Source organism: Paraburkholderia pallida (assembly GCF_004524855.1).
GTDB classification, from domain to species: Bacteria; Pseudomonadota; Gammaproteobacteria; order Burkholderiales; family Burkholderiaceae; genus Paraburkholderia; species Paraburkholderia oxyphila.
Genome location: NZ_CP038151.1, coordinates 649,221 through 669,169, shown reverse-complemented (window position 1 = coordinate 669,169; position 19,949 = coordinate 649,221). Strand labels below are relative to the sequence as shown.

The 19,949-nt window shown below is 62.2% G+C and carries 15 protein-coding genes; 7 read left to right on the top strand and 8 right to left on the bottom strand.

Annotated features, from left to right (window positions below; genetic code table 11):
- Positions 1–102: 102 nt before the first annotated feature.
- The 4 genes from E1956_RS37890 to E1956_RS37875 all read right to left on the bottom strand — a co-directional run bounded on the left by E1956_RS37890 (position 103) and on the right by E1956_RS37875 (position 3,947).
- Complete coding sequence (locus E1956_RS37890) at positions 103–1,539, bottom strand: efflux transporter outer membrane subunit (protein WP_134759603.1); 1,437 nt, start codon at positions 1,537–1,539, stop codon at positions 103–105.
- 167 nt (positions 1,540–1,706) lie between these two features.
- Positions 1,707–1,982: a hypothetical protein gene (locus E1956_RS37885; protein WP_134758476.1), complete on the bottom strand. Its 276-nt coding sequence runs from the start codon at positions 1,980–1,982 to the stop codon at positions 1,707–1,709.
- A gap of 1,040 nt (positions 1,983–3,022) precedes the next feature.
- Positions 3,023–3,472 (bottom strand): DUF4399 domain-containing protein, encoded by a 450-nt coding sequence (locus tag E1956_RS37880; protein ID WP_134758475.1) that lies wholly within the window; start codon positions 3,470–3,472, stop codon positions 3,023–3,025.
- A gap of 49 nt (positions 3,473–3,521) precedes the next feature.
- A complete protein-coding gene (locus E1956_RS37875; RefSeq protein ID WP_134758474.1) occupies positions 3,522–3,947 on the bottom strand; it encodes a DUF4399 domain-containing protein in 426 nt (141 codons plus the stop codon).
- Positions 3,948–4,261: 314 nt separating this feature from the next.
- On the opposite strand from E1956_RS37875, the gene E1956_RS37870 reads away from it, so the two are divergent.
- From E1956_RS37870 to E1956_RS37855, 4 genes are all read left to right on the top strand, one after another.
- Entirely contained in the window at positions 4,262–5,611 is a 1,350-nt protein-coding gene (locus tag E1956_RS37870) for a formylglycine-generating enzyme family protein (protein WP_134758473.1), read from the top strand.
- 316 nt (positions 5,612–5,927) lie between these two features.
- Complete coding sequence (locus tag E1956_RS37865; RefSeq protein ID WP_134758472.1) at positions 5,928–8,069, top strand: penicillin-binding protein 1A; 2,142 nt, start codon at positions 5,928–5,930, stop codon at positions 8,067–8,069.
- A 482-nt stretch (positions 8,070–8,551) separates the two neighbouring features.
- On the top strand, positions 8,552–10,114 hold the full coding sequence (gene hutH / locus E1956_RS37860; protein ID WP_232072380.1) for a histidine ammonia-lyase: 1,563 nt from the start codon (positions 8,552–8,554) through the stop codon (positions 10,112–10,114).
- A gap of 182 nt (positions 10,115–10,296) precedes the next feature.
- Positions 10,297–11,694, top strand: coding sequence for an amino acid permease (locus tag E1956_RS37855; protein ID WP_134758471.1), 1,398 nt, complete (start codon positions 10,297–10,299; stop codon positions 11,692–11,694).
- A 299-nt stretch (positions 11,695–11,993) separates the two neighbouring features.
- Here E1956_RS37855 and E1956_RS37850 read toward each other — a convergent pair whose 3' ends face one another.
- The 3 genes from E1956_RS37850 to E1956_RS37840 form a co-directional block, all read right to left on the bottom strand.
- On the bottom strand, positions 11,994–12,800 hold the full coding sequence (locus E1956_RS37850) for a hypothetical protein (RefSeq protein ID WP_197733015.1): 807 nt from the start codon (positions 12,798–12,800) through the stop codon (positions 11,994–11,996).
- An 857-nt stretch (positions 12,801–13,657) separates the two neighbouring features.
- Positions 13,658–14,089, bottom strand: a complete 432-nt coding sequence (locus E1956_RS37845; protein ID WP_134758470.1) for a M15 family metallopeptidase domain-containing protein — start codon at positions 14,087–14,089, stop codon at positions 13,658–13,660.
- A 429-nt stretch (positions 14,090–14,518) separates the two neighbouring features.
- Positions 14,519–14,974 carry a LysR family substrate-binding domain-containing protein gene (locus E1956_RS37840; protein ID WP_232072426.1) on the bottom strand — a complete coding sequence of 152 codons (456 nt, stop codon included), beginning with the start codon at positions 14,972–14,974 and terminating at the stop codon, positions 14,519–14,521.
- Between the two features lie 649 nt (positions 14,975–15,623).
- Between E1956_RS37840 and E1956_RS37835 the strand changes: the two genes are divergently transcribed.
- Positions 15,624–16,721, top strand: coding sequence for a zinc ribbon domain-containing protein (locus E1956_RS37835; protein ID WP_167760257.1), 1,098 nt, complete (start codon positions 15,624–15,626; stop codon positions 16,719–16,721).
- Positions 16,722–16,781: 60 nt separating this feature from the next.
- The gene (locus E1956_RS37830; RefSeq protein WP_134758468.1) at positions 16,782–17,879 is read left to right on the top strand and encodes a TAXI family TRAP transporter solute-binding subunit; all 1,098 of its coding nucleotides are present in this window, start codon (positions 16,782–16,784) and stop codon (positions 17,877–17,879) included.
- Between the two features lie 56 nt (positions 17,880–17,935).
- On the opposite strand, the gene E1956_RS37825 is transcribed toward E1956_RS37830, so the two are convergent.
- Positions 17,936–18,862, bottom strand: coding sequence for a sigma-54 interaction domain-containing protein (locus E1956_RS37825; protein ID WP_134758467.1), 927 nt, complete (start codon positions 18,860–18,862; stop codon positions 17,936–17,938).
- On the opposite strand from E1956_RS37825, the gene E1956_RS37820 reads away from it, so the two are divergent.
- Positions 18,830–19,672: a porin gene (locus E1956_RS37820; protein ID WP_134758466.1), complete on the top strand. Its 843-nt coding sequence runs from the start codon at positions 18,830–18,832 to the stop codon at positions 19,670–19,672. The genes E1956_RS37825 and E1956_RS37820 overlap by 33 nt on opposite strands.
- The last annotated feature ends 277 nt before the right edge of the window (positions 19,673–19,949 follow it).

Genomic DNA, 19,949 nt, shown 5'->3' with positions numbered 1-19,949 from the left:
TGAAGCCGCGCGCCTTGCACATGGCGATCGGGGTGTTAGAAAAGTGTAGGCGACGGATCGCGGGAATCAAACAACCGGCGTGGCCCGCCGGGATGCGCGGGCTCACCGCGCCGGGGCTGCGGGCGCAGCGGAACTGGATGCCACGTTGGCGACTTCGACATCGGTCCACCCGCCGCCCATGGCCTTGTAGAGCGTAACGGTGTCGCTCAGGATCTGCTCGTGATTGGCGAGCAGGGACAGCTCCGCGGAAGCGAGCGAACGTTCGGACTCCAGTACTTCCAGCTGCGAGACGAGCCCTTCCTTCAACTGCGCCTCGACCTGCGCCGCGACGGTGCGCAGCTGCTCGTTCTGCTGGAGCAGCTCGACACGCTGCTTCTTGTGCGCATCGAGGTTCACGAGCGCGTTCTCGACCTCTTCGAAGGCCGTGAAGACCGCCTGACGATACTGCTCTTCGGCAACCTTGCTTTGCGCCTCGGTCGTCTTGATGTGGGCATGCACGCTGGGATCGAACATCGGCAGGTCGATGCTCGGCATGAAGCTCAGCGTGAACACCTTGAACAGATCGGAGAGCGAGAACGCGGCCGTGCCGGCGCGGCCCGTGAGACTGATGGTCGGCAGTTGCGCGAGCCGCGCGGACCCGACTTCATCATACGATTCGAGAATGCGGAATTGCGCGGCCACCACATCGGGGCGGCGGCCCAGCAGCTGGGCGGGCAGGCCCATGGGCACGTCGGGGAACTTCACGCGCTGGCGCAACTGACCCACGGGCATCTTGAACTCGCCCGCCGGCACGCCGATCAGCGTAGCCAGCGCATTTTCGGCCGTATCGCGCTCGCGATGCAGCTCGAGCAGCTCATTGGCGAGCCCGTTGATCTCGGCGCTCTGGCGCAGGACCTCGGTCTTGGGCGCAACACCGTTTGCGTACATCTGCTGATAGATCGTGAGGATCTGCTTGTTCTTGTCGAGCGTCTGTTGCTCCTCCTTGATCTGATCGTCGAACTGGAGGATCTGGAAATACGTGGTCGCCACATTGGCCACGAGCGTGAGCCAGCCTGCACGCCAATCGGCCTCGCTCGCATGGAATTCGGCCTTCTGGGCCTGCACGCTCTTCTCGACCTTGCCCCAGATATCGATGTCCCAGTTCACCTGGGTGGCCACATCGTAGGTCTTCGTGAGGGCGATGCCCGTGCTCTTTTCATAGTCGATGCCGGCGCCCGCATCGACCGTGGGCAGCTCGCCGGCCTGCGCTTCGCCGATCTGCGCGCTGGCCACGCCAATGCGCGCCGCCAGAATCTTGATGTCGACGTTGGCCGAGATGGCCTTGTCGATCAGCGTGTTCAGATACGGGTCGTTGAAGGCCTTCCACCATTGCGGGTCGACGGTGGCTGCCGCTGAAACGGCGCCGTGCGTGTGTGCCCAGCTTTCCTTGGCCGGCATATCCGGGCGCCGGTAGGCGGGCGTGCTGAGGTCGGTGCAGCCGCACAGCAACGCGGCGCACAATCCCGCAGCGCCGGCAACGCGCGCGAGCAAGCTCGGCATGCCGAAATGGGCGTTTGTGTGCGATTGCGCGATCGATGACGAAAGAGCGGTGTTCACGATCGACTCCTTGAGCGGAACGCGACGATGCGGGTGTGGGGGATGGGGAGACGGGGGGGAGCCTGGGAAGCACCGTGGAGGCGCTGGGGCCTCCACGGCTTGCGGCGTGCTCAGTAGTAGTTGATCGTGTTCTTGGCGTTTTGAACGGGGTTGACCGTCGAGTGAATGCCGTTGACGAACGCCACGTCGTTGCCCGTTTCGTTGACGATGTCGTTGGACTGGCCGATCAATTGCGAAGCGTTGAAGGTGGTCGAGTCGATCTTCACGCTCGGGGTCGGGTAGTAGAAGGGCATCAGGCCGCCCATGGTGCCGCCGCGTACGGCGCTCATTTCACGGCGGTCGAGTTCGTGGGCGACGCTCAGGTCTGCGATCATCAGCTTGGTCATGGTAGTTCTCCAGATGGGTGTTGCCGGGATGTTGGTGGTTGAGCTGCAGTTTTGCGGGCTCGATGGGGTAGAGGCACGAGGCGTGCCAGGTTTCTGGCTGGCTGACTGGAATTGGGCGCAGGGCCCGCTGCGTATGGGAGTTGATTGGCGGCGTGCGTGCCGGCGCACTTGAAATGAGTCGTGCAGGAGGCCATGGGTGATGGACGTGCGCCAACTCAGCGCGGGAATTGTGTTGGGGCTTTGCAGACAGCTGCGTGCTTTTTTCTGCAGGTTTTAAGGCCGTTGGCCTTAACTTGTTTTCGCGGCGGGCCGCAGGCGTTGCCCCTGTGCGGGGCGGCACCTACTTTTCTTTGCAGCCGCAAAGAAAAGTAGGCAAAAGAAAGCGGCTCACACCGCCAGTGTGACGCCGTCCCCCACTGCCCTTTTAATCGGAGCGGCTCCGGGGCATCCGTCTCCCCGCACACTCCGCCGGAGTGACAAGGGGCTCATCCTTCCCGCCACGCGCTACGCGCGGGCGGAAGGGGCTGCAGGGAAAACCAGGCGGGCTGGCCGGCGAATGCGCCGGGGGTGCCACCCGGTAAGTGCGCGAAGGTGATGACCGGTAAATGCGCTGGCGTGCTGGCCGGTAAATACGCTGACGTGCTGATTGGTAAATGCGCGGGAGTGCTGACTGGTGAATGCACGGGCGTGTTGGCTGGCGAATGCGTGGGCGAGCAGCCGATCGAATACGCTGGAGTCCTACGAAAACGCGTGCATCCCACTGTTTTTGGTTATACCCCACGGCGCGCGGAGCGCCGCCGGATGGATGAGCCCTTAGTCACTCCGTGTGACGTCGCGTGGCGACAGACGCTCCGGAGCCGCTCCGAAATACAGGGCAGTGGTGAACTGCGTCACACTGGCGGTGTGAGCGGCTTTCTTTTGCCTACTTTTCTTTGCCGCGGCAAAGAAAAGTAGGTGCCGCCCCGCACAGGGGCAACGCCCGCGGCCCGCCGCGAAAACAAGTTAAGGCCAAAGGCCATAAAAAAACCAATCCGTATGGATCACTTAACGTAAATAGTAATCTTCTTGGAATAGACAGGTGGATCATGCGGAATATGATGAGCATCGCCCATGAGCAACTGCAACGTATGCTTACCAGGCGGCAACTGAATCATGGTTTCAGTCTCCCCCGCCCCAAAATGCAGATGATTCCGATCGGAAGGAATAGGCTGATCCATAGGCGGCAAGTCAGTATCGATGAGCAAATGATGATGCCCAGTATTCTTGAATTCGACATCCTTGGGCGCCACGCCCATATACCTCAACCCGAACCAGACACGAAACGGCTTGCCGGCCGGCATAACCTGCCCATTATTGGGCCACCCGATATAAACGATCGCGCGTGGATCGGCCGGCGTAGTACCCGCATACGCCACACCGCCCAAGAGCACCGCGGGGCTGGCCGCAAAGGCCAAAACAGAAACGACAACAAAGGCAGCGAACCGGTTCATGGCATGCACTCCCGCTACTGACTGACAACAGCCTCGAAGCAATACCTCGCTACTTGACCGTAATCGTGATCTTCTTCGAATAAACCGGCGGATCATGCGGCACGTGGTTGTAATCGCCCATCAGCAACTGCAGCGTATGCTTGCCCGGCGGCAGCTCGATACGCGCCTCCGTTTCACCCGCACCGAAATGAAGATGATTGCGATCGGACGGAATCGGCTGGTCGAGCGGAGGTAGATCCGTGTCGATGAGCAAATGATGATGGCCCGTGTTCGCCCGATTCACGCCCTTCGGGCAAACCCCCATGTTGCGCAGTCCCATGCGCACCCAGAACTTGCCGTTGGGAATCGTCGCGCCGTCCGGCGGCCAGATGATGTATTCCTCGGCTCCAGGCGGCGACGGCGTGCGCTCGGCCCAAGCGAGTCGCGGCATCAGAATGGCCGCTGCCAGGGCCAGCAAGGTTTCTCTTCTTCGCATCTCGTTGCTCCTTCTTCGGCAGTCGGCACGCGGTGTTGCAGTTCGGTGCGTGTTGTACAGCTTAGGTCGAATTCACCACGATGCACATAAATCGAAACGGGCCCGCCTCGTTCGTCTCATGTGCGTCATTCGCCTCATGCATCGCCGGAACGCGTGCTATTTTGTAGTTGTGTGCGAACAATGCTTGCGCCCGTGGCCGGCAGCGTCTATAACGCCCGCATCGTGCCAGCACGGCCGGGCAGCTCGCCCTCTGCATTCAAAATCGATGGCTCCTGGGCGGCGCCTCCGGGCGTCGCCTGCCAGGGAGAACAAACATGTGGCGGCTATTGTTGCCTGTGTGCCTGCTGGCCTCGCTCAGCCCAACCTCGGCGATCCCCTCGCCCCTGCCCCCAACGCAAGCCGCTTCGGCGCCCGCCAGCACGCCGCCGCCCAAGGCTCTGCTTGCGCAGTTCAAGGACGCACGCGCCGCCGCCGCGCACGCGTTGCGTCTGGCCCGGCGTCATGATGGCTTTGTCATCCTGCGTGTCGGCCTGATGCCGAAAGACACCTCGGAAGAGTACGAAATCACCTTCTGGAATTCGATCAAGGACAGCCAATACCCCAGCGATTACGAGGCATACCTGAAGGCCTATCCAAACGGGCGCTTCGCCCCCCTCGCCCAGGCTCGCCTTGCACGCCTGCGCGCCGCCGCACCGAAATCGGCCAGCGCGCCCGCAGCGCCCACAGCGCCAGTGGCACACGCGGCGAGCAACGCGGCCCCCACAGCGCCGGTAGCACACGCGGCGAGCAGCGCGGCACCCGCCGCACCCGCGCCTGCACCACAAGCCAAGACGCCGCCTCCCCCAGCCGCACCACCGGCCGCGCAGACCAAGGCCGCGCCCGCTGTTGCAACGCCCGCTCAAACGGCGGTTCCCGCGAAAGTCAACATTGCCACGACCAAGCCAGGGCCGCACGATATTAAGGACTGCTCCACTTGCCCGCTCCTGATTGCGGTGACGCCCGGCAACTTCATGATGGGCAACGACACCGACGATCCATCCGAAAAGCCCGTGCATCGCGTGACGATTGGCCATAGCTACGCACTGTCGAAGTACGCGGTGACCGTGGCGCAGTGGAACGCTTGCGCCAATGCGGGTGCGTGCCCACGCTTGTCGAGCGACAGCAACTCCGCACCGAACGCACCCGTGCGCGATCTGAGCTGGGACGACGCGCAGCAATACGTGAAGTGGCTCTCGAAGGTCAGCGGAAAACCGTACCGCCTGCCCTCCGAGGCGGAATGGGAGTACGCCGCGCGCGGCGGCACCGCCACGCGCTACTGGTGGGGTAACGAGATGCGCAAGGGAACGGCGAACTGCAAGGACTGCGGCCAGCCGTGGCATGTCGAGGCACCCGACGACGTCGGCTCGTTTCCGGCCAATCCCTATGGCTTCTACGACATGGCGGGCGGCGTCTGGGAATGGGTCAGCGACTGCTGGCACAACTCCTACAAGAACGCCCCCGACGACGGGCGCACCTGGGACGAGCCCAATTGCCAGACGCGCGTCATCCGTGGCGGCTCGTGGCGTGACGGCGCGGGCTATATGCTGAGCGCCACGCGCTTCAAGTACGACAGCAGCGTGCGCTACAACGCCAATGGTTTTCGCGTAGCGCGGGATATGCAATAGCGCGGCTCGCGTTGCGGATGTCGTTCAGGCAGGTCCGATTCATGCAAGCGCACGCGGGCCTGCTCAATGCCCTCGCCGCTGCGAATTCGAATCTTCGGCTGATGATCAGGCACCCAATCCGCGCAGCAAATTCGAAACAAGTGTAATCAACTGTTAGCGGCAGACGCGCAGGCCCGTTTTAGCGCTGGGAACGCGCTGGCACTTTGGTACGATCGCGCCTTTCGTCCACTGCACCGCCAACGTGAACCGCCCGTCCGTATCGCATTTTCGTGAGCTTTGCGCTCGGTGGCTCACACGTCTGCGCACTGTTGCGGCGATGGCCGGCGCAAAGGCCCGCGGCATGAGCGGCGCTGCGTGGCGCGGGCTTCGACATCCGACGCGTCGCGGTTTCATGCTCGCTCTGGCTGCGGTGCCGGCGCTGTTTCTCGTCTATGTCCTTGCGCTCATCCCGTTCACGCCGCGCGTTAGCGACATCCGCAAGGCGCGTGTCGATCGCCCCGCGCTGGTCGTCTCCGCCGACGGCAAACTGCTCGCCGAGTTCAAGCCCGTCAATCGCGAGTGGGTGCCGCTCAACCAGATTTCCCCCTGGGTGGTGCAGGCGTTGATCGCCACCGAGGACCACCGGTTCTACGAGCATCACGGCATCGACCCCGAGCGTCTCGCGTCGGCGGCCTTCCACACGTTTTCCGGCACGCGGCAAGGCGGCTCCACCATCACGCAGCAGCTCGCGCGCAATCTGTACCCCGACGAGGTCGGCCGTGCGCCCACGCTCACGCGCAAGCTCAAGGAGGCCATCACCGCTCTCAAGATCGAGTACGTCTACAGCAAGGGCGAGATCCTCGAGACCTACCTGAATACGGTGCCGTTCCTGTACAACGCCTACGGCGTCGAGATGGCTGCACGCACGTACTTCGGCAAGCCCGCTGCGCAGCTCGACATTCTCGAAAGCGCGACGCTGGTGGGCATGCTCAAGGCCAATAGCGCCTACAACCCGGTGCTCAATCCGGAGCGGGCGCTCGAGCGCCGCAATACGGTGCTTGCCCAGATGGTGAAGTTCGGCAAGCTCAAGCCGGACGAGTTTGCCTGGCTCAAAAACCAGCCCACCCACATCGATTTCGAGCCGCAAACGGAGCAGGTGGGCGCCGCTCCGCATTTCGCGGCGCAATTGCGCCGATGGCTGATCACCTGGGCGGACCGCAACGGCTACAACATCTATTCGGACGGCCTCGTCGTGCGCACGACCATCGATTCGCGGCTACAGGCGATGGCGACCCAGGCCGTCGCCTGGCAAACCGGCCAGCTGCAATGGATAGCCAAGGACGCATGGAACGAGAGAACGGGCTGCTGGCCCGGCAACGACCTGTTCCAGTCATTCATGAGGCAGACACCCGAGTACCGCGCGGCGCGCGATGCGGGCCTCACGGATCCGGCCGCCGTGAGGAAACTGGCGATGGACGGCGCGTTCGTCGACGCCCTCTGCCGCAGCAAGACGCAAATCCAGGCGGGCTTCATCGCACTCGATCCACGCAACGGGGATATCAAGGCGTGGGTCGGCAGCCGCGATTTCCACGACGAGCCGTTCGATCATGTGCAGCAGGCACGGCGTCAGCCCGGCTCGACCTTCAAGGCCTTCGTCTACGGCGCGGCCTTCGCGGACGGCGCGCAACCGGGCGACACGATCGTCGATCGCAACGTGACCATTGCGCTCAAGGGCAACGCGGTGTGGCGGCCGACCGACGCCGAGCCGCCCACCGGCCGGCCGATGACGCTGCGCGACGCGCTCGCCTATTCGCGCAACCGCGTGACGGCCCAGCTCATGCAGCGCGAAGGTCCCGCCAAGGTCGCCGATCTGGCGCGCAAGATGGGCGTGCGCGAAAGCCCGCTCGATGCGGTGCCATCGCTCGCGCTGGGCACGAGCCCGGTCACGCTCAAGGAGATGGTCTCGGCGTATTGCACGATCGCGGATCACGGCGCCTATATCGAACCGCGCATGGTGACGCGCATCGAGGATCGCGACGGCAACGTGCTCGCCGAATTTCCGGCGGCTCAACCGGAACGGGCGCTGCCGCCGGCGGCGGCGCTCAAGCTCATCGACGCGATGCGCGACGTGGTCGACCACGGCACCGGCACCGAGATCAGGACGCGCTTCGGGATTCGCGCCGACGTGGCCGGCAAGACGGGCACGACGCAGGACAATGCCGATAGCTGGTTCATCCTGATGCATCCGCAACTGGTTGCGGGCGCATGGGTCGGCTTCGACGATGCCCGCGTCACGCTGCGCAACGACTACTGGGGTGAAGGCGCGCACAGCGCGTTGCCGATGGTGGGCGCGTTCTACGACATGGCGCTGCGTGCGAGGGTGATCGATGCGCATGCACAACTCGCGCCGAAGAGCACTCCGCCTGCTGCAAGCCATCCTCGAACCACGCACCACCGGTTCCTGTTCTGGCGATTCTGATGCGCGCGCCGCGTGGCGGCGCATTGGGATTCCGGCGCCTCGCGTGTGCGAAATGAAGCGCGATCGTTCAGTGGTCGGTGGCTGGCACGATTTTCACCCCCAGGAAACTCACGCTTCCCTCTCGGGCAAAAAATACCCGCCCTGGCTCCCCCTCCCGCCGCCGTCTTTACCCCTCAAAGACGAACCAGACGGTGGGAAATTGAAAGACCGTATGACGACTCCGTCTGATGCAGAAAGGCGGCGCGTTCGCGCCTTCACGCTCTGCTCACGCCTCCGATTCAACCGCTCCCCAATTTACATTGAATAGACAACTTTCGGCGAACTTACGCCACACGCGGACTGCCGCGGCACGCCCGTAGTTCCGTTTATACCGCCTATGCGTAAACCCTGATACCTGCAAAGTTGTCTATACAATATGCTCCAACCATCGCGGCCATCCCCGGACCGCTTTTGCTTTCAATTTCTTTCAGTGGAGGAAGTCCGTGACTTCGCATCGCCAGGATACTCAACGGGTTACGGAGCTGTGCATCACCCCCGGCACGCTCACGCTCGCGCAACTTCGCAGCGTGCATCAGAACCCCGTGCGGCTCACGCTCGACCCCAGCGCCCACGTGGCCATCGACCGCAGCGTGGCCTGCGTTGAACAGATCATCGCGGAAGACCGCACCGCCTACGGCATCAACACCGGCTTCGGTCTGCTCGCTTCGACGCGCATTGCGCGCGCCGACCTCGAAAACCTGCAGCGCTCGCTGGTGCTCTCGCACGCCGCGGGCGTGGGCGAGGCGCTCGATGACGCGCTCGTGCGCCTCATCATGGTGCTCAAGATCAACAGCCTCGCGCGCGGCCTCTCGGGCATCCGCGGCAAGGTCATCAACGCGCTCATCGCGCTCGTGAATGCCGAGGTGTATCCGCACATTCCGGTGAAGGGCTCCGTGGGCGCCTCGGGCGACCTCGCGCCGCTCGCGCACATGTCGCTCGTGCTGCTGGGCGAAGGCAAGGCACGCCACGACGGCCGCTGGATGTCGGCGCGCGACGCGCTCAAGATCGCCGGCCTCGAGCCGCTCAACCTCGCCGCGAAGGAAGGCCTCGCGCTGCTGAACGGCACGCAAGCCTCGACCGCCTACGCGCTCAAGGGCCTGTTTCTGGCCGAAGACCTCTACGGCGCAGCGAGCGTGTGCGGTGCGCTGAGCGTGGAATCCATGCTCGGCTCGCGCGCGCCGTTCGACCCGCGCATTCACGCCGCGCGCGGCCAGCGCGGCCAGATCGACGCCGCCGCCGTGTATCGCCATCTGCTCGGCGCATCGAGCCAGGTCGGCCAGTCGCACGAGAACTGCGAAAAGGTTCAGGACCCGTATTCGCTGCGCTGCCAGCCGCAGGTCATGGGCGCCTGCCTCACGCAGATCCGTAACGCCGCCGACGTGCTGGAAGTGGAATCCAACGCCGTCTCGGACAACCCGCTCGTGTTCCCCGAAGAAGGCGACGTCATCTCGGGCGGCAACTTCCACGCGGAACCCGTTGCGATGGCGGCGGACAATCTCGCGCTCGCGATTGCGGAAATCGGCTCGCTCAGCGAACGCCGCATCTCGCTGATGATGGACAAGCACATGTCGCAACTGCCCGCGTTCCTCGTGGCGAACGGCGGCGTGAACTCGGGCTTCATGATCGCGCAGGTCACGGCCGCGGCGCTCGCCTCGGACAACAAGGCGCTCGCCCACCCCCACAGCGTCGACAGCCTGCCCACCTCGGCGAACCAGGAAGACCACGTGTCGATGGCGCCCAACGCCGGCCGCCGCCTCTGGGAAATGGCCGACAACGTCAAGGGCGTGCTCGCGATCGAATGGCTTGGCGCCTGCCAGGGCCTCGACTTCCGCGAAGGCCTGAAGACCACCGACGCGCTGGAAACCGCACGCCACATCCTGCGCGAAGTCGTGCCGTTCTATGAGAAGGACCGCTTCTTCGCACCGGACATCGAGGCAGCGAGCGCGTTGATCGCCAAGCGCCATCTGAACGCGCTGCTGCCGGCCGCAGTCCTGCCGAGCCTGTAATACCCGCAACATCCGCACTACCTGCAATTTGCATCACCGGCCTTGAGCGTCATCCAGCGTCACTGAGCAACAGCGCGCGACGCTCAACGGCCGCATGAAAGAGAAGACGAAACGTGCCGGCAGAGTGCAACGGGGCCACAAGCCGCCGCTGCTCTCTGCGGGACCGTTCAAGGAAAGAGACATTGGAAGAAAATCTGCAGCGTAACCTCGGAGCCCGCCACATCCGGTTCCTCGCGATCGGCTCCGCCATCGGCACTGGCCTGTTCTACGGATCCGCATCGGCGATCCAGCTGGCCGGACCGGCAGTCGTCCTCGCGTACATCCTGGGCGGCGCGGCAGTCTACATGGTCATGCGCGCATTGGGCGAGATGTCCGTGCGCAATCCGATTTCGGGCTCCTTCAGCCGCTACGCCGGCGACTACCTCGGCCCGCTCGCCGGCTTCCTCACCGGCTGGACCTATATCCTCGAAATGATCATCGTCGGCCTCGCGGACGTGACGGCCTTCGGCATCTATATGGCCTTCTGGTTTCCGCACGTGCCGCAGTGGATCTGGGTGCTGGCCATCGTGCTGCTGATCTGCGGGCTCAATCTGTGCAACGTGAAGATCTTCGGCGAGATGGAGTTCTGGCTCGCGCTCGCGAAGATTCTCGCCATCGGCGCGATGATCATCGGCGGCGCCGCCATTCTCATGCTGGGCATCAGCATGAATGGCGAGCAGGCACACGGGCTCTCGAATCTCTGGACCCATGGCGGCTTCGCACCGCACGGCGTGGGCGGACTCGTTGCCTCGCTCGCGGTGGTGATGTTCGCGTATGGCGGGGTCGAGATCATCGGCATCACGAGCGGCGAAGCCAAGAATCCCGAAGTGGTCCTGCCGCGCGCGATCAACGCGGTGCCCGTGCGTATCCTGCTGTTCTACGTGCTCACGATGATCGTCTTGATGGCCGTGTTCCCGTGGACCAAGATCGACGGCCAGGGCAGCCCGTTCGTGCAGATCTTCTCGGGACTCGGGATCAAGTCGGCGGCAACGATCCTCAACGTGGTGGTGATTTCGGCTGCGGTTTCCGCGATCAATAGCGACATCTTCGGCGCCTGCCGCATGATGTACGGGATGGCCGCGCAAGGCCAGGCTCCGCGTGTGTTCACGATCACGTCGCGTGCCGGTGCGCCCTGGGTGACGGTGCTCGTGATGGGCGTGGCGCTGCTCGGCGGCGTGCTGCTCAACTACCTGATTCCGGACCAGATCTTCCTGGTCATCGCATCGATCGCGACGTTCGCCACGGTCTGGGTCTGGCTCATGATCCTGCTTTCGCAGGTGGCCATGCGCTGGCGTCTGTCCAGCGACGAAGTGCGCGCGCTGAAGTTCAAGGTGCCGCTGTGGCCCGTTGGTCCCGCTGTCGCTATTGCGTTCATGTTGTGCGTGATCGGCGTGCTGGGCTACGAGAAAGATACGCGTATTGCCCTGTACGTCGGCATCGGCTGGATCGCGGTGATGACGGTGGGCTGGTGGGTGAGCAGCAAGCTCAACGGCAACGCTGCCATTGCTGAGGAAAAACGCGAGATGGCGAAGCAGAGCTGACGCGTTATTGCTCACTGCAGTGTTCTGCAACGCGCCCCGTATCCGGCATGGCTGGATACGGGGCGTGTTTTTTGGCATTGCGTTCGTGCGTTAGCTCAGGCCGTGCGTGCGCCGGAAAACGTCCTGTCAATCAGGTCTCCCGGTCTGGTATTCAACGTGACGAGCAGCGTTGCACCGCCTGCTTTCTCAACGGCGTCCAGCATCGAAAGAGCGCTCCCCTTTTCCGTCGATCCGACCGCGTCCGCAGATGCGTGGGACATGAAACTTCGGAAACCGTGCACAGTGCAATGCATCGCTGATCAACGACACCATAGGACCGACTTTACGAGGTGAGGCGCGGGACAGTCATGCGGCGGCAGCGGGAGCGGCATACCAGGCTTCCACAAACCGAGCCGCGCCTGGATGTTCGGCATTTCCGCATCGATCACCGCCAGCGGATTGCCGTCGCCATAGGTAGTCGCGCTGCGATAGCGCAATACTTCTCTATAACTGCCACCCCCTGCCCGACTGTTGACGGCTACCCAATAGCCGAACGGAGCGTCCCGCGTCGGGTCGACTAAAATGATCTCTCCTTGCAGCGGGCCATCGGCGATGAAGCGAACTTCCTGGTTGTTGTTGCGTCCAGTCTGATGCGCGTAGACCAATGCAAAGCTGTCGCGGCCCCGATCGTATGCATAGACCTGGGTGCCTTTCAACTGATCTCCGTCGCCCGTCTCGAAGCTCCCGAGTTCCAGCAGGAGCAACGCGTGCTCCGCCGACGCGTGGACGATCCGGGCGTCGAGAAGAAAATGAGGTTCCGAAAGGAAGTCCGCGTCCTTTTTACGGCGCAGCGCGCTGTCCGTATCAGGCAGACATGTCTTGGCATTGTCCGGCGTAATGCATGGAAAAACGACGCCCGGCGCCGAATCCCGCGCGCCGATTGGGTCCTGCACATCCGGTCCCTGCGATGCGATGAACCGCCACGGCGAACTCGTTCCGAAGGGCTTCGACAGATCGATCGACGAAATGACGTGCGTCGCCGGCTTCGCAACTGCTTGCGCAAAACATGCGACCGGCGCGGTTAGCGTAGCGAATGAAAGGACTGCGGCAAGTCCGATTTTTCTCATGGAGCTTTTTTTGGATGACAAACGATTGAGCGGGCACGATGCTAGCATTTGTCGAACGAACGTTGTTTGATACGGTCACCGACCGATCAGCGTCGGGAAGCGAAGGCTGAATCGGATATCGCGTATGGCATGAACCCTCTTTCGCCGCGGGCCCTCGAGAAGATCAGGCGCGCTCCCGTGATCGCGTTACCCATGCGGTAGCAACACCCTCATTAGGGAGCTGCCCAGGACACTGCATTTAATGCAATTCGGGCTTCACCAAGTGGGCGCATGCAGTCAGGTGGTCCATCCGCAGATATCTGTTGCCGGGCGGCGCTTGCCGCCGAAGGCGCTTGCTGGTTTTGAGGCCGTGGATTGTTAGTTGCAATCACTCATCGCGTTTCACATGCAGACACCTGGCGCGAGCCTCGGCGCGCCCACGCACTACGCGCATGATTTTTTCGCCGAAAATACAAATTTTCCCGAAGGGAAACAGAATAAATCATGTCAGGGGCTTTGCCTGGGGCAAAGATCTGCAACGTCAAGTCGACAGGCTGGGCTCCGGAAAACGCTGGACCAGCAGCCGCAAGGGCACGCCTTCGTAGAACCTGAAGGCCTAACGCGCTCATTTCTAACCAGCCATGACCCGATGGACGACCCGTATCTCCAGACACTGTTTGCAGGGCCACATTCAATGGCGCACGAATACGAGGCGGGATTCGTGGGAATGACCGTCGACGAGATGTGGCGGGTTGCTGACGGGGGGCATCGAGCCGCCGAACGGCAGCTTGTAGCATCAGCGAATTGACACTTCCGCCCCGAAGAGGTCCGTGACGCAGCTTCGCGTCAGGGGCCGGTCTCAGGCTAAGGGCGCCGTGTCAACTGTGATTTGCATGCTTGGGAAGCTTATGTGCGTGCTTCTCCTGGAACTGGATATGGAAATGTGGACCGTGGCCGTTGACCTCGTGAAAGATCGCCGTTTGTCCGCTTCTGGTCCTGTTTGCATTGCGGGAATTATGCGCGTTCAGAAGTTCTAGCATTTCCGGGATGAATGCTTCCAATCCATGAGAACGAATGTCGACTGCGGTGTAATACGTGTGAGCAGTGACTTTTTGATGCTTTGGCTTGCTCGCTCTGTAGATTTCGTTGTTTTCTTTCTGCGATCGATAGATACAGGTAATCGTCAGGTTTTGCTGCTGCTTCGCAAGATAGGCGGAAAGCTCGTGGACAATCTTGCAGAGTGCCGGGTTGTAATGGTGCAGCTTCGTCCACTCGCCGCGAACCCGGTCGGTCTTGAATACGATCGCCATTTGGCTCTCCCTGGATTGGTCGAATACTTGCCCGTATTGAATGTAAAAAGCCTTTTTATTACAAAATATGCAAGCACCCAGATTTATCTGATAATTAGATGCGAATACCCCATTAATTCAGAAAACTTGAATTTGAATGAATTTCCGAAGATGTGAAGCATTTGCTTATGGGGGAAAGGCATTAGCGCCATCGCTCACTATCATAGAACTCCTCTGCAGGCTTTCATCCGTACGCTGGCTCACACAAAGTGCCCGGATTGGCGCTATCGCAGACAGTCCGTTCTTCATCGGTAAGGCGATGTTTAGATTCACCCCAATTCATCCCTGCTCGAACGGAAGCTTCGGACAATGAAGCATCCCTGTAGATGTAGACTGATGGTCGCTTCCTGGTTGTACCCGACGCAGGCGCGACTCACGTTCACGCAACATTCACCCATCGCCCTCCCCGAGCATCTCCAGATACCGCTGACTCGCCCCCCACGCCCCACCAATCCGGCTGATCACCACCAACTCCGATTTCGGGCCGCGCCTCTCCAGCTTGCGATAAACCACGTTCGGTATCGCGATCCGGCTCACCGGCCCGGGCGCAAGCACCAGCCCGAGGCCTGCGGCCGTCAACGCGAGCGCGGAGAGCGTGCTGCTCATCTTGTACGCGACGCGCGGCTCCTTGCCGAGCACCTGACGCAGGATCGCCCGTTGCCCTTCGTCGTCACCGTGGGCGGCGTAGACGATGAACGGCTCGTCCGCAAGCGCCGCGACGCTCACTGAGCGCCGCTTCGCCAGCGGATGCCGGTCGCTCATCGCCACTTCCCACGACCAGCTTCCGACCGTTCGCACGGCGAGCTTCGCATCGAAGGCCGTGCCGAATGCCGGACAATAGCCGATGTCGAGGCGATCCGCGAGGATCGCGTCCTGTTGCGCGTGCGGATTTTCCGTACGCGCCCGCGCCCATCAGTGCGTCGTTCACCGCGCAACAGGATGCCAGCGCGGTGTTCAGCGCCAATGAGCAGGCTTCGATCAATCGCGGCAACGCCCTTGCCCTGTTCCCCCGCCTCGCCGCGCTTGCCCGGTAACCACCCGTAGCGTGACGCCCCGCGACGGTGGCGTCACGCACAGTCCGTGGCGGGCCATCCACCCAACGATGCTCTCGTTTGCATGCATGTATGCGAGGAGCACACGTCGCGGAGTGCGATGCCTGCCCATCTGGACATTCGTTATCAAAGGCATCGATGTGAACCCGGCCATTCTTATGAATAAAAGATCAGGCGCGCCAATCAATGAGCCCTGTGCTTAAGAATTCCCATAATTCAGGCGCCCAGACGCATGTTGCGCCAACGGATATGTGCGGTAGGTAACAACGGCGATTGACGCGCCGGTGGAAAGCACCGATATTCTGCTCTTAGCGGCTGGGCTGGGTCCGGCCTCGCCGCTTTCCTGCGCATGTAGATCGTAAGTTCCGCGAGTGTTCGTCGTTCGCTTCAACGTCGATCCTGAGCATGCAGAATTGGCATCGCCACTACGGTGAGTCAACGCCATGTCCGCTCAGATTACTCGTGACCAGCATTTCCCCTCGGTGTGCAAGCGTTGCGGCACAGTACTCTATGAGCACGCCGACTTCTGCCCTCACTGCGGCGCGGCTCATCCACTCGACAAGGTCGGGCTGGATACGCGTCCGAAAGTCAGATTAAGAGTTAGAGATCCCGCGGAATCGCGGCCCCCGGTGGCCGTAAAGCCATCACTGGCCGGCGTGCCCGCATCCGGTCACTCCTCGGTAAGGCCGGACTACGTGAAGGACTCGCCGACGCCGGTCGAGCACGAGTCGCTCTTCTGGAGCCTGGGACGACGGATCTTCTCGAAGGGCCTTTTGCTTGCCTGCTTCGTTCTCGCGATCGCGTATGCCGCGTTTCTGCTGCTCGGCGAAAGATTCAAACATGATGGCGTGACTGAGGATCAGAGCACGTATTCGTCCAGCGGTACGATCTCGGGGTCTTCGCCTCAGCAACAAGCGAACACGATGTCCCCGACTGCCGAAGCGGGGCCGCGCTCGACTACGCCGCAATTCGTGGATGTCCCCGGCAGTCTGCGCGCCGCGCGTGCAAGTCTCGCGGAAAACAACTTGTCTGACGCGACATTCGCGATCAATGCCGCAATCATGCGCGACGCGGACAATGAGGATGCGCACGCAATACAGCGTGACATCGCGGCGCGCGAGCAACGGCGCGACAGCGCGCTGCAAAACGCGGACCGATGTGCCAGTCTGCATGCCTGGGTCTGCGTACAGCAACAGGCATCGGAAGCGCTCGCGATCGATTCGAGCAGCCTGCACGCGCAATCGTTAATGGAGCACGCCATCACGGAGACGGGCTGGACGCCACTGAACCCGCCGAATTCGCCGAATGCACCGAAAAACGCCGCCGAAGCGATCACCGCGGTTCCGTCGCCGCCCGGCGCGAGCACAGAGGAACTACCGCCGCCGCAAGACCGGAATGCCGCCACTGCCGCTGCTGTGAAAGGATCCGCCAGCGCCGGCGCCCCCAGTCCGGCGAGCGACCGCTCTGGCGTCGAAGCGCAGGAGCGCGCGATTCTGCAATCCGGATGGCGGCATGCGGTGCCGTCCGACTCCACGCATTGATAACGGTTTCATCGAGCATCGAGATCTTGCGTACATCACATCCCACGCGGGAGAGAGACCATGCTGAAGACCACTCTGGCGGGACTGGCGGCACTGATTGCCCTGCTCTTCGCGACGCTTGCCGTCGCAGCTGAGGCAGACGCGCACTACAAGATCGTAACGGGCCCTGAACGCGGGACGTACATTCAGATCGGTCAGGACCTGTCGAAATGGGTTGCGCAACCGGCTGGCATCGACCTCGAGGTGATGCCTTCCAAAGGCTCCGCGGAAAACGTGCAGCGCATGCGATTCGAGCCTGGCGTCAAGCTCGCGCTCGTCCAATCCGATGTCTACCAGGCCTACGTCGATATGGCCAACTCCGGCAACGAGGAAGCCAGCACGACGATTCGCCCGTTGCGGCTCATCATGCCGCTATATAACGAAGAAATTTATTTTGTTGTACGCAACGACTCACCCATGAAATCGATCAATGAGATCAAGGACAAAACGATCAGCGTTGGCCTGATCGGCAGCGGCACCGCACAATCGGCAACGACACTCTATCGCCTGATGTTCGGCCAAGCGATTCCCGAGCAGAACGCGCAGCACCTGAGCAACGAAGACGCGCTTGCCGCGCTGATCGTGAAGAAGATCGACGTCGCGATTATCGTCGCCGGACAACCCGCGAAGCTCTTTACCGACATGAAACCGGAACTGCTGCAGCAGATCCGCTTCCTGCACGTCGACCCGAATGCGCCCGAAACGGCACGCGCGAGGCAGACCTACTTTCCCGCGACGATCCACGTATCGAGCTATCCAGACTGGTTGAAAGAGGACGTACCGACCTGGACAGTCAAGGCTTTTCTGGTCACTTACGATTACAATCTGCGCGATACGGTCGTCAACCTGAAACACTTCGCCGATTCGCTTTGCGAGAATTTCGACAACCTCCAGGAGCACGGCCACCCGAAGTGGAAGCAGGTTAAGCTCGAATTACCCGATCTCGGCAAAGGGTGGCAATACTACCAGCCAGTCAAGGAGCGCCTGAAGATGTGCTTTGCACATCGCGCAGCGATGTCGGCGGCCGCGGCCACCCCAGAACACGCTGCGACTCCGCCAAAGAGCAATGACCGGCCCTGTTCGGACGAGGCGCGCCTGCTGCTGCTTTGTGGCAAATGATTTGAGGTCGCGCTGGCGGGTTTGGGCATCAAAGCGTATCTTTTGCTCGCCTGGCCTCAACTCGCCTCAGTGCCAGTCCCGCCGCGCTTGCGCCGATAAAGCAACTGGCCGCGCGAGATGCCGAGCAACGCCGCCGCGCGCGACATGTTCCCGTCTGCCTGCGCGATGGCCGCATCGACCATGGTGTTTTCCATTTCGTCGAGCGTGAGGCCGCGGTCCTTTATCCATTCGGCCACGATCTCGTCAATCGAACGCGACGGAAGGGGTTTAGCGCTGTCTGCCTGCGGCGCCGTAAAAGCCCCTTCTTGTGCGGGCTTTGCGGGTGCGCGCTTCAACTCCTTCATGAGCACGACATGCACCGCATCGAGCGAGCGCCCGTCTTCCGCGAGAATCACGGCGCGCTCGACCACGTTCGAGAGCTCGCGGATATTGCCCGGCCAGGAATAGCCTAGCAGCATGGCCATCGCCTCCGGTGTCAGGCCATACACGTCGCGGCCGTAGGCGTTCGCAAAGCGCTGCATGAAATGCTCGATCAGCACCGGCAGATCTTCCTTGCGCTGCCTTAAGGGCGGAATCTCGATCGGAAAGACATACAGACGGAAGAACAGATCCTCGCGGAAATGTCCCGCCCGCACGGCCTCCCAGAGATCCTCGTTCGTCGCCGCAACAATGCGCACGTTCGCCTGCCGCGCGACGCCGCTGCCGAGCCGCTCGAACTGCCCCGTCTCCAGCACGCGCAGCAGCTTGCTTTGCGCGACGAGCGGCAGCGTGGCCACCTCGTCGAGAAACAGCGTGCCGCCTTCCGCCAGTTCGAAGCGCCCGGCGCGCGCCGCATCGGCCCCCGTGAACGCACCGCGCTCCACGCCGAATAGTTCGGACTCCATCAATGTTTCGGGAATCGTCGCGCAGTTGATGGCGACGAAGGGACCCGTGGCACGGCGGCTCTGCTCATGCAGCAGCCGCGCGAAGGTGCTCTTGCCCACTCCGCTCTCTCCCAGCAGCAGCACCGTCGCCCCCTGTTCGGACGGCAGGCCTGGCTAGCGCTGCACGGCGGCTTCGGCGAGGTGAAAGCGGGCCTGCAATACTCGCCCTTCTTTCTTGCGCTTTACGATCTCGACCCGCGCGGCTGCTCGCAATTCGGCAGCGGCCTCGTTCCGTATCTGGACAATGTCGTGGGCACCGGGGTTTTCAATGCCAACGCACTCACCTGGACATCGCCGGCGCTCGCAGGCTTTCAGGGTCGTGCGATGATTGCGCTCGGCGGGGAAGCGGGCAATTTCCAGGCTGGCCGCCAGTACTCCCTGAGCCTGCGCTATGACAATGGCACGCTGGCCGTCGAGGGCGCCTTCTACGACGGCAACGGCGGCGGCACCGTCGCGACGCCGTTGCCGACGACGGTGCCGTTCGTGGGCCGCACGCTGGGCGCCTCGTACAAGATCGGCTCGCTCACCGCGAAAGCCTCGTTCGCCAGCTACAAGGTCGCCGGTGGTTTCAGCAACAACGTCTACGGCGGCGGCCTCGACTACTTCGTGCTGCCGCAATTCGATGTGAACGGCGGCGCGTGGCTGACGAGCGATCGCCACGATACCGGCAACCATTCGATTCTCGCGGCCGTGGGTGCAAACTACCTGCTCTCGCGCACCACCACGCTCTACGCCCAGATCGGTGTGGTCAACAATCATGGCGCGATGAACACGGGGCTCGACGTCGACGGCGCATCCGTGGATAGCGCCCTCTACGGCACACGCGGCACCACCGTGGGCGGCAATGTTGGCGTTCGCCATATGTTCTGACGTCTCGAGGCATTCCTGTGAACGCCTGAATCGCGAAAGCCGTGGTTTCAGTGCAACCGATGAAAACCGCTGCCCTCACAAGCGGCGGTCCCTGGGCCTTCAGCGCTCTTTTGGGCGGCGGCAAGCGGCGGCAGAAAGGGAGCCCGATCGCAAGCGATCATTTAACCCGCTATCGAGAAAAGGCAAGGCATCGAAGTGTCACATTGTCATTAATTTGCCTCGCTATTTAATCAGTTGAAAACGGCCACCCCATAGACTAGAGTGATCGGTAGCTTCT

What these genes read in the sequence shown, in the direction of transcription:
- E1956_RS37865 (WP_134758472.1), top strand. Translation starts at nt 5,928, where the DNA reads ATGGCCGGCGCAAAGGCCCGCGGCATGAGCGGCGCTGCGTGGCGCGGG.
- E1956_RS37845 (WP_134758470.1), bottom strand. Translation starts at nt 14,089, where the DNA reads ATGGCGATCGTATTCAAGACCGACCGGGTTCGCGGCGAGTGGACGAAG.
- E1956_RS37880 (WP_134758475.1), bottom strand. Translation starts at nt 3,472, where the DNA reads ATGAACCGGTTCGCTGCCTTTGTTGTCGTTTCTGTTTTGGCCTTTGCG.
- E1956_RS37890 (WP_134759603.1), bottom strand. Translation starts at nt 1,539, where the DNA reads ATGCCGAGCTTGCTCGCGCGCGTTGCCGGCGCTGCGGGATTGTGCGCC.
- E1956_RS37830 (WP_134758468.1), top strand. Translation starts at nt 16,782, where the DNA reads ATGCTGAAGACCACTCTGGCGGGACTGGCGGCACTGATTGCCCTGCTC.
- E1956_RS37850 (WP_197733015.1), bottom strand. Translation starts at nt 12,800, where the DNA reads ATGAGAAAAATCGGACTTGCCGCAGTCCTTTCATTCGCTACGCTAACC.
- E1956_RS37885 (WP_134758476.1), bottom strand. Translation starts at nt 1,982, where the DNA reads ATGACCAAGCTGATGATCGCAGACCTGAGCGTCGCCCACGAACTCGAC.
- E1956_RS37835 (WP_167760257.1), top strand. Translation starts at nt 15,624, where the DNA reads ATGTCCGCTCAGATTACTCGTGACCAGCATTTCCCCTCGGTGTGCAAG.
- E1956_RS37820 (WP_134758466.1), top strand. Translation starts at nt 18,830, where the DNA reads ATGCAGCAGCCGCGCGAAGGTGCTCTTGCCCACTCCGCTCTCTCCCAG.
- E1956_RS37875 (WP_134758474.1), bottom strand. Translation starts at nt 3,947, where the DNA reads ATGCGAAGAAGAGAAACCTTGCTGGCCCTGGCAGCGGCCATTCTGATG.
- E1956_RS37870 (WP_134758473.1), top strand. Translation starts at nt 4,262, where the DNA reads ATGTGGCGGCTATTGTTGCCTGTGTGCCTGCTGGCCTCGCTCAGCCCA.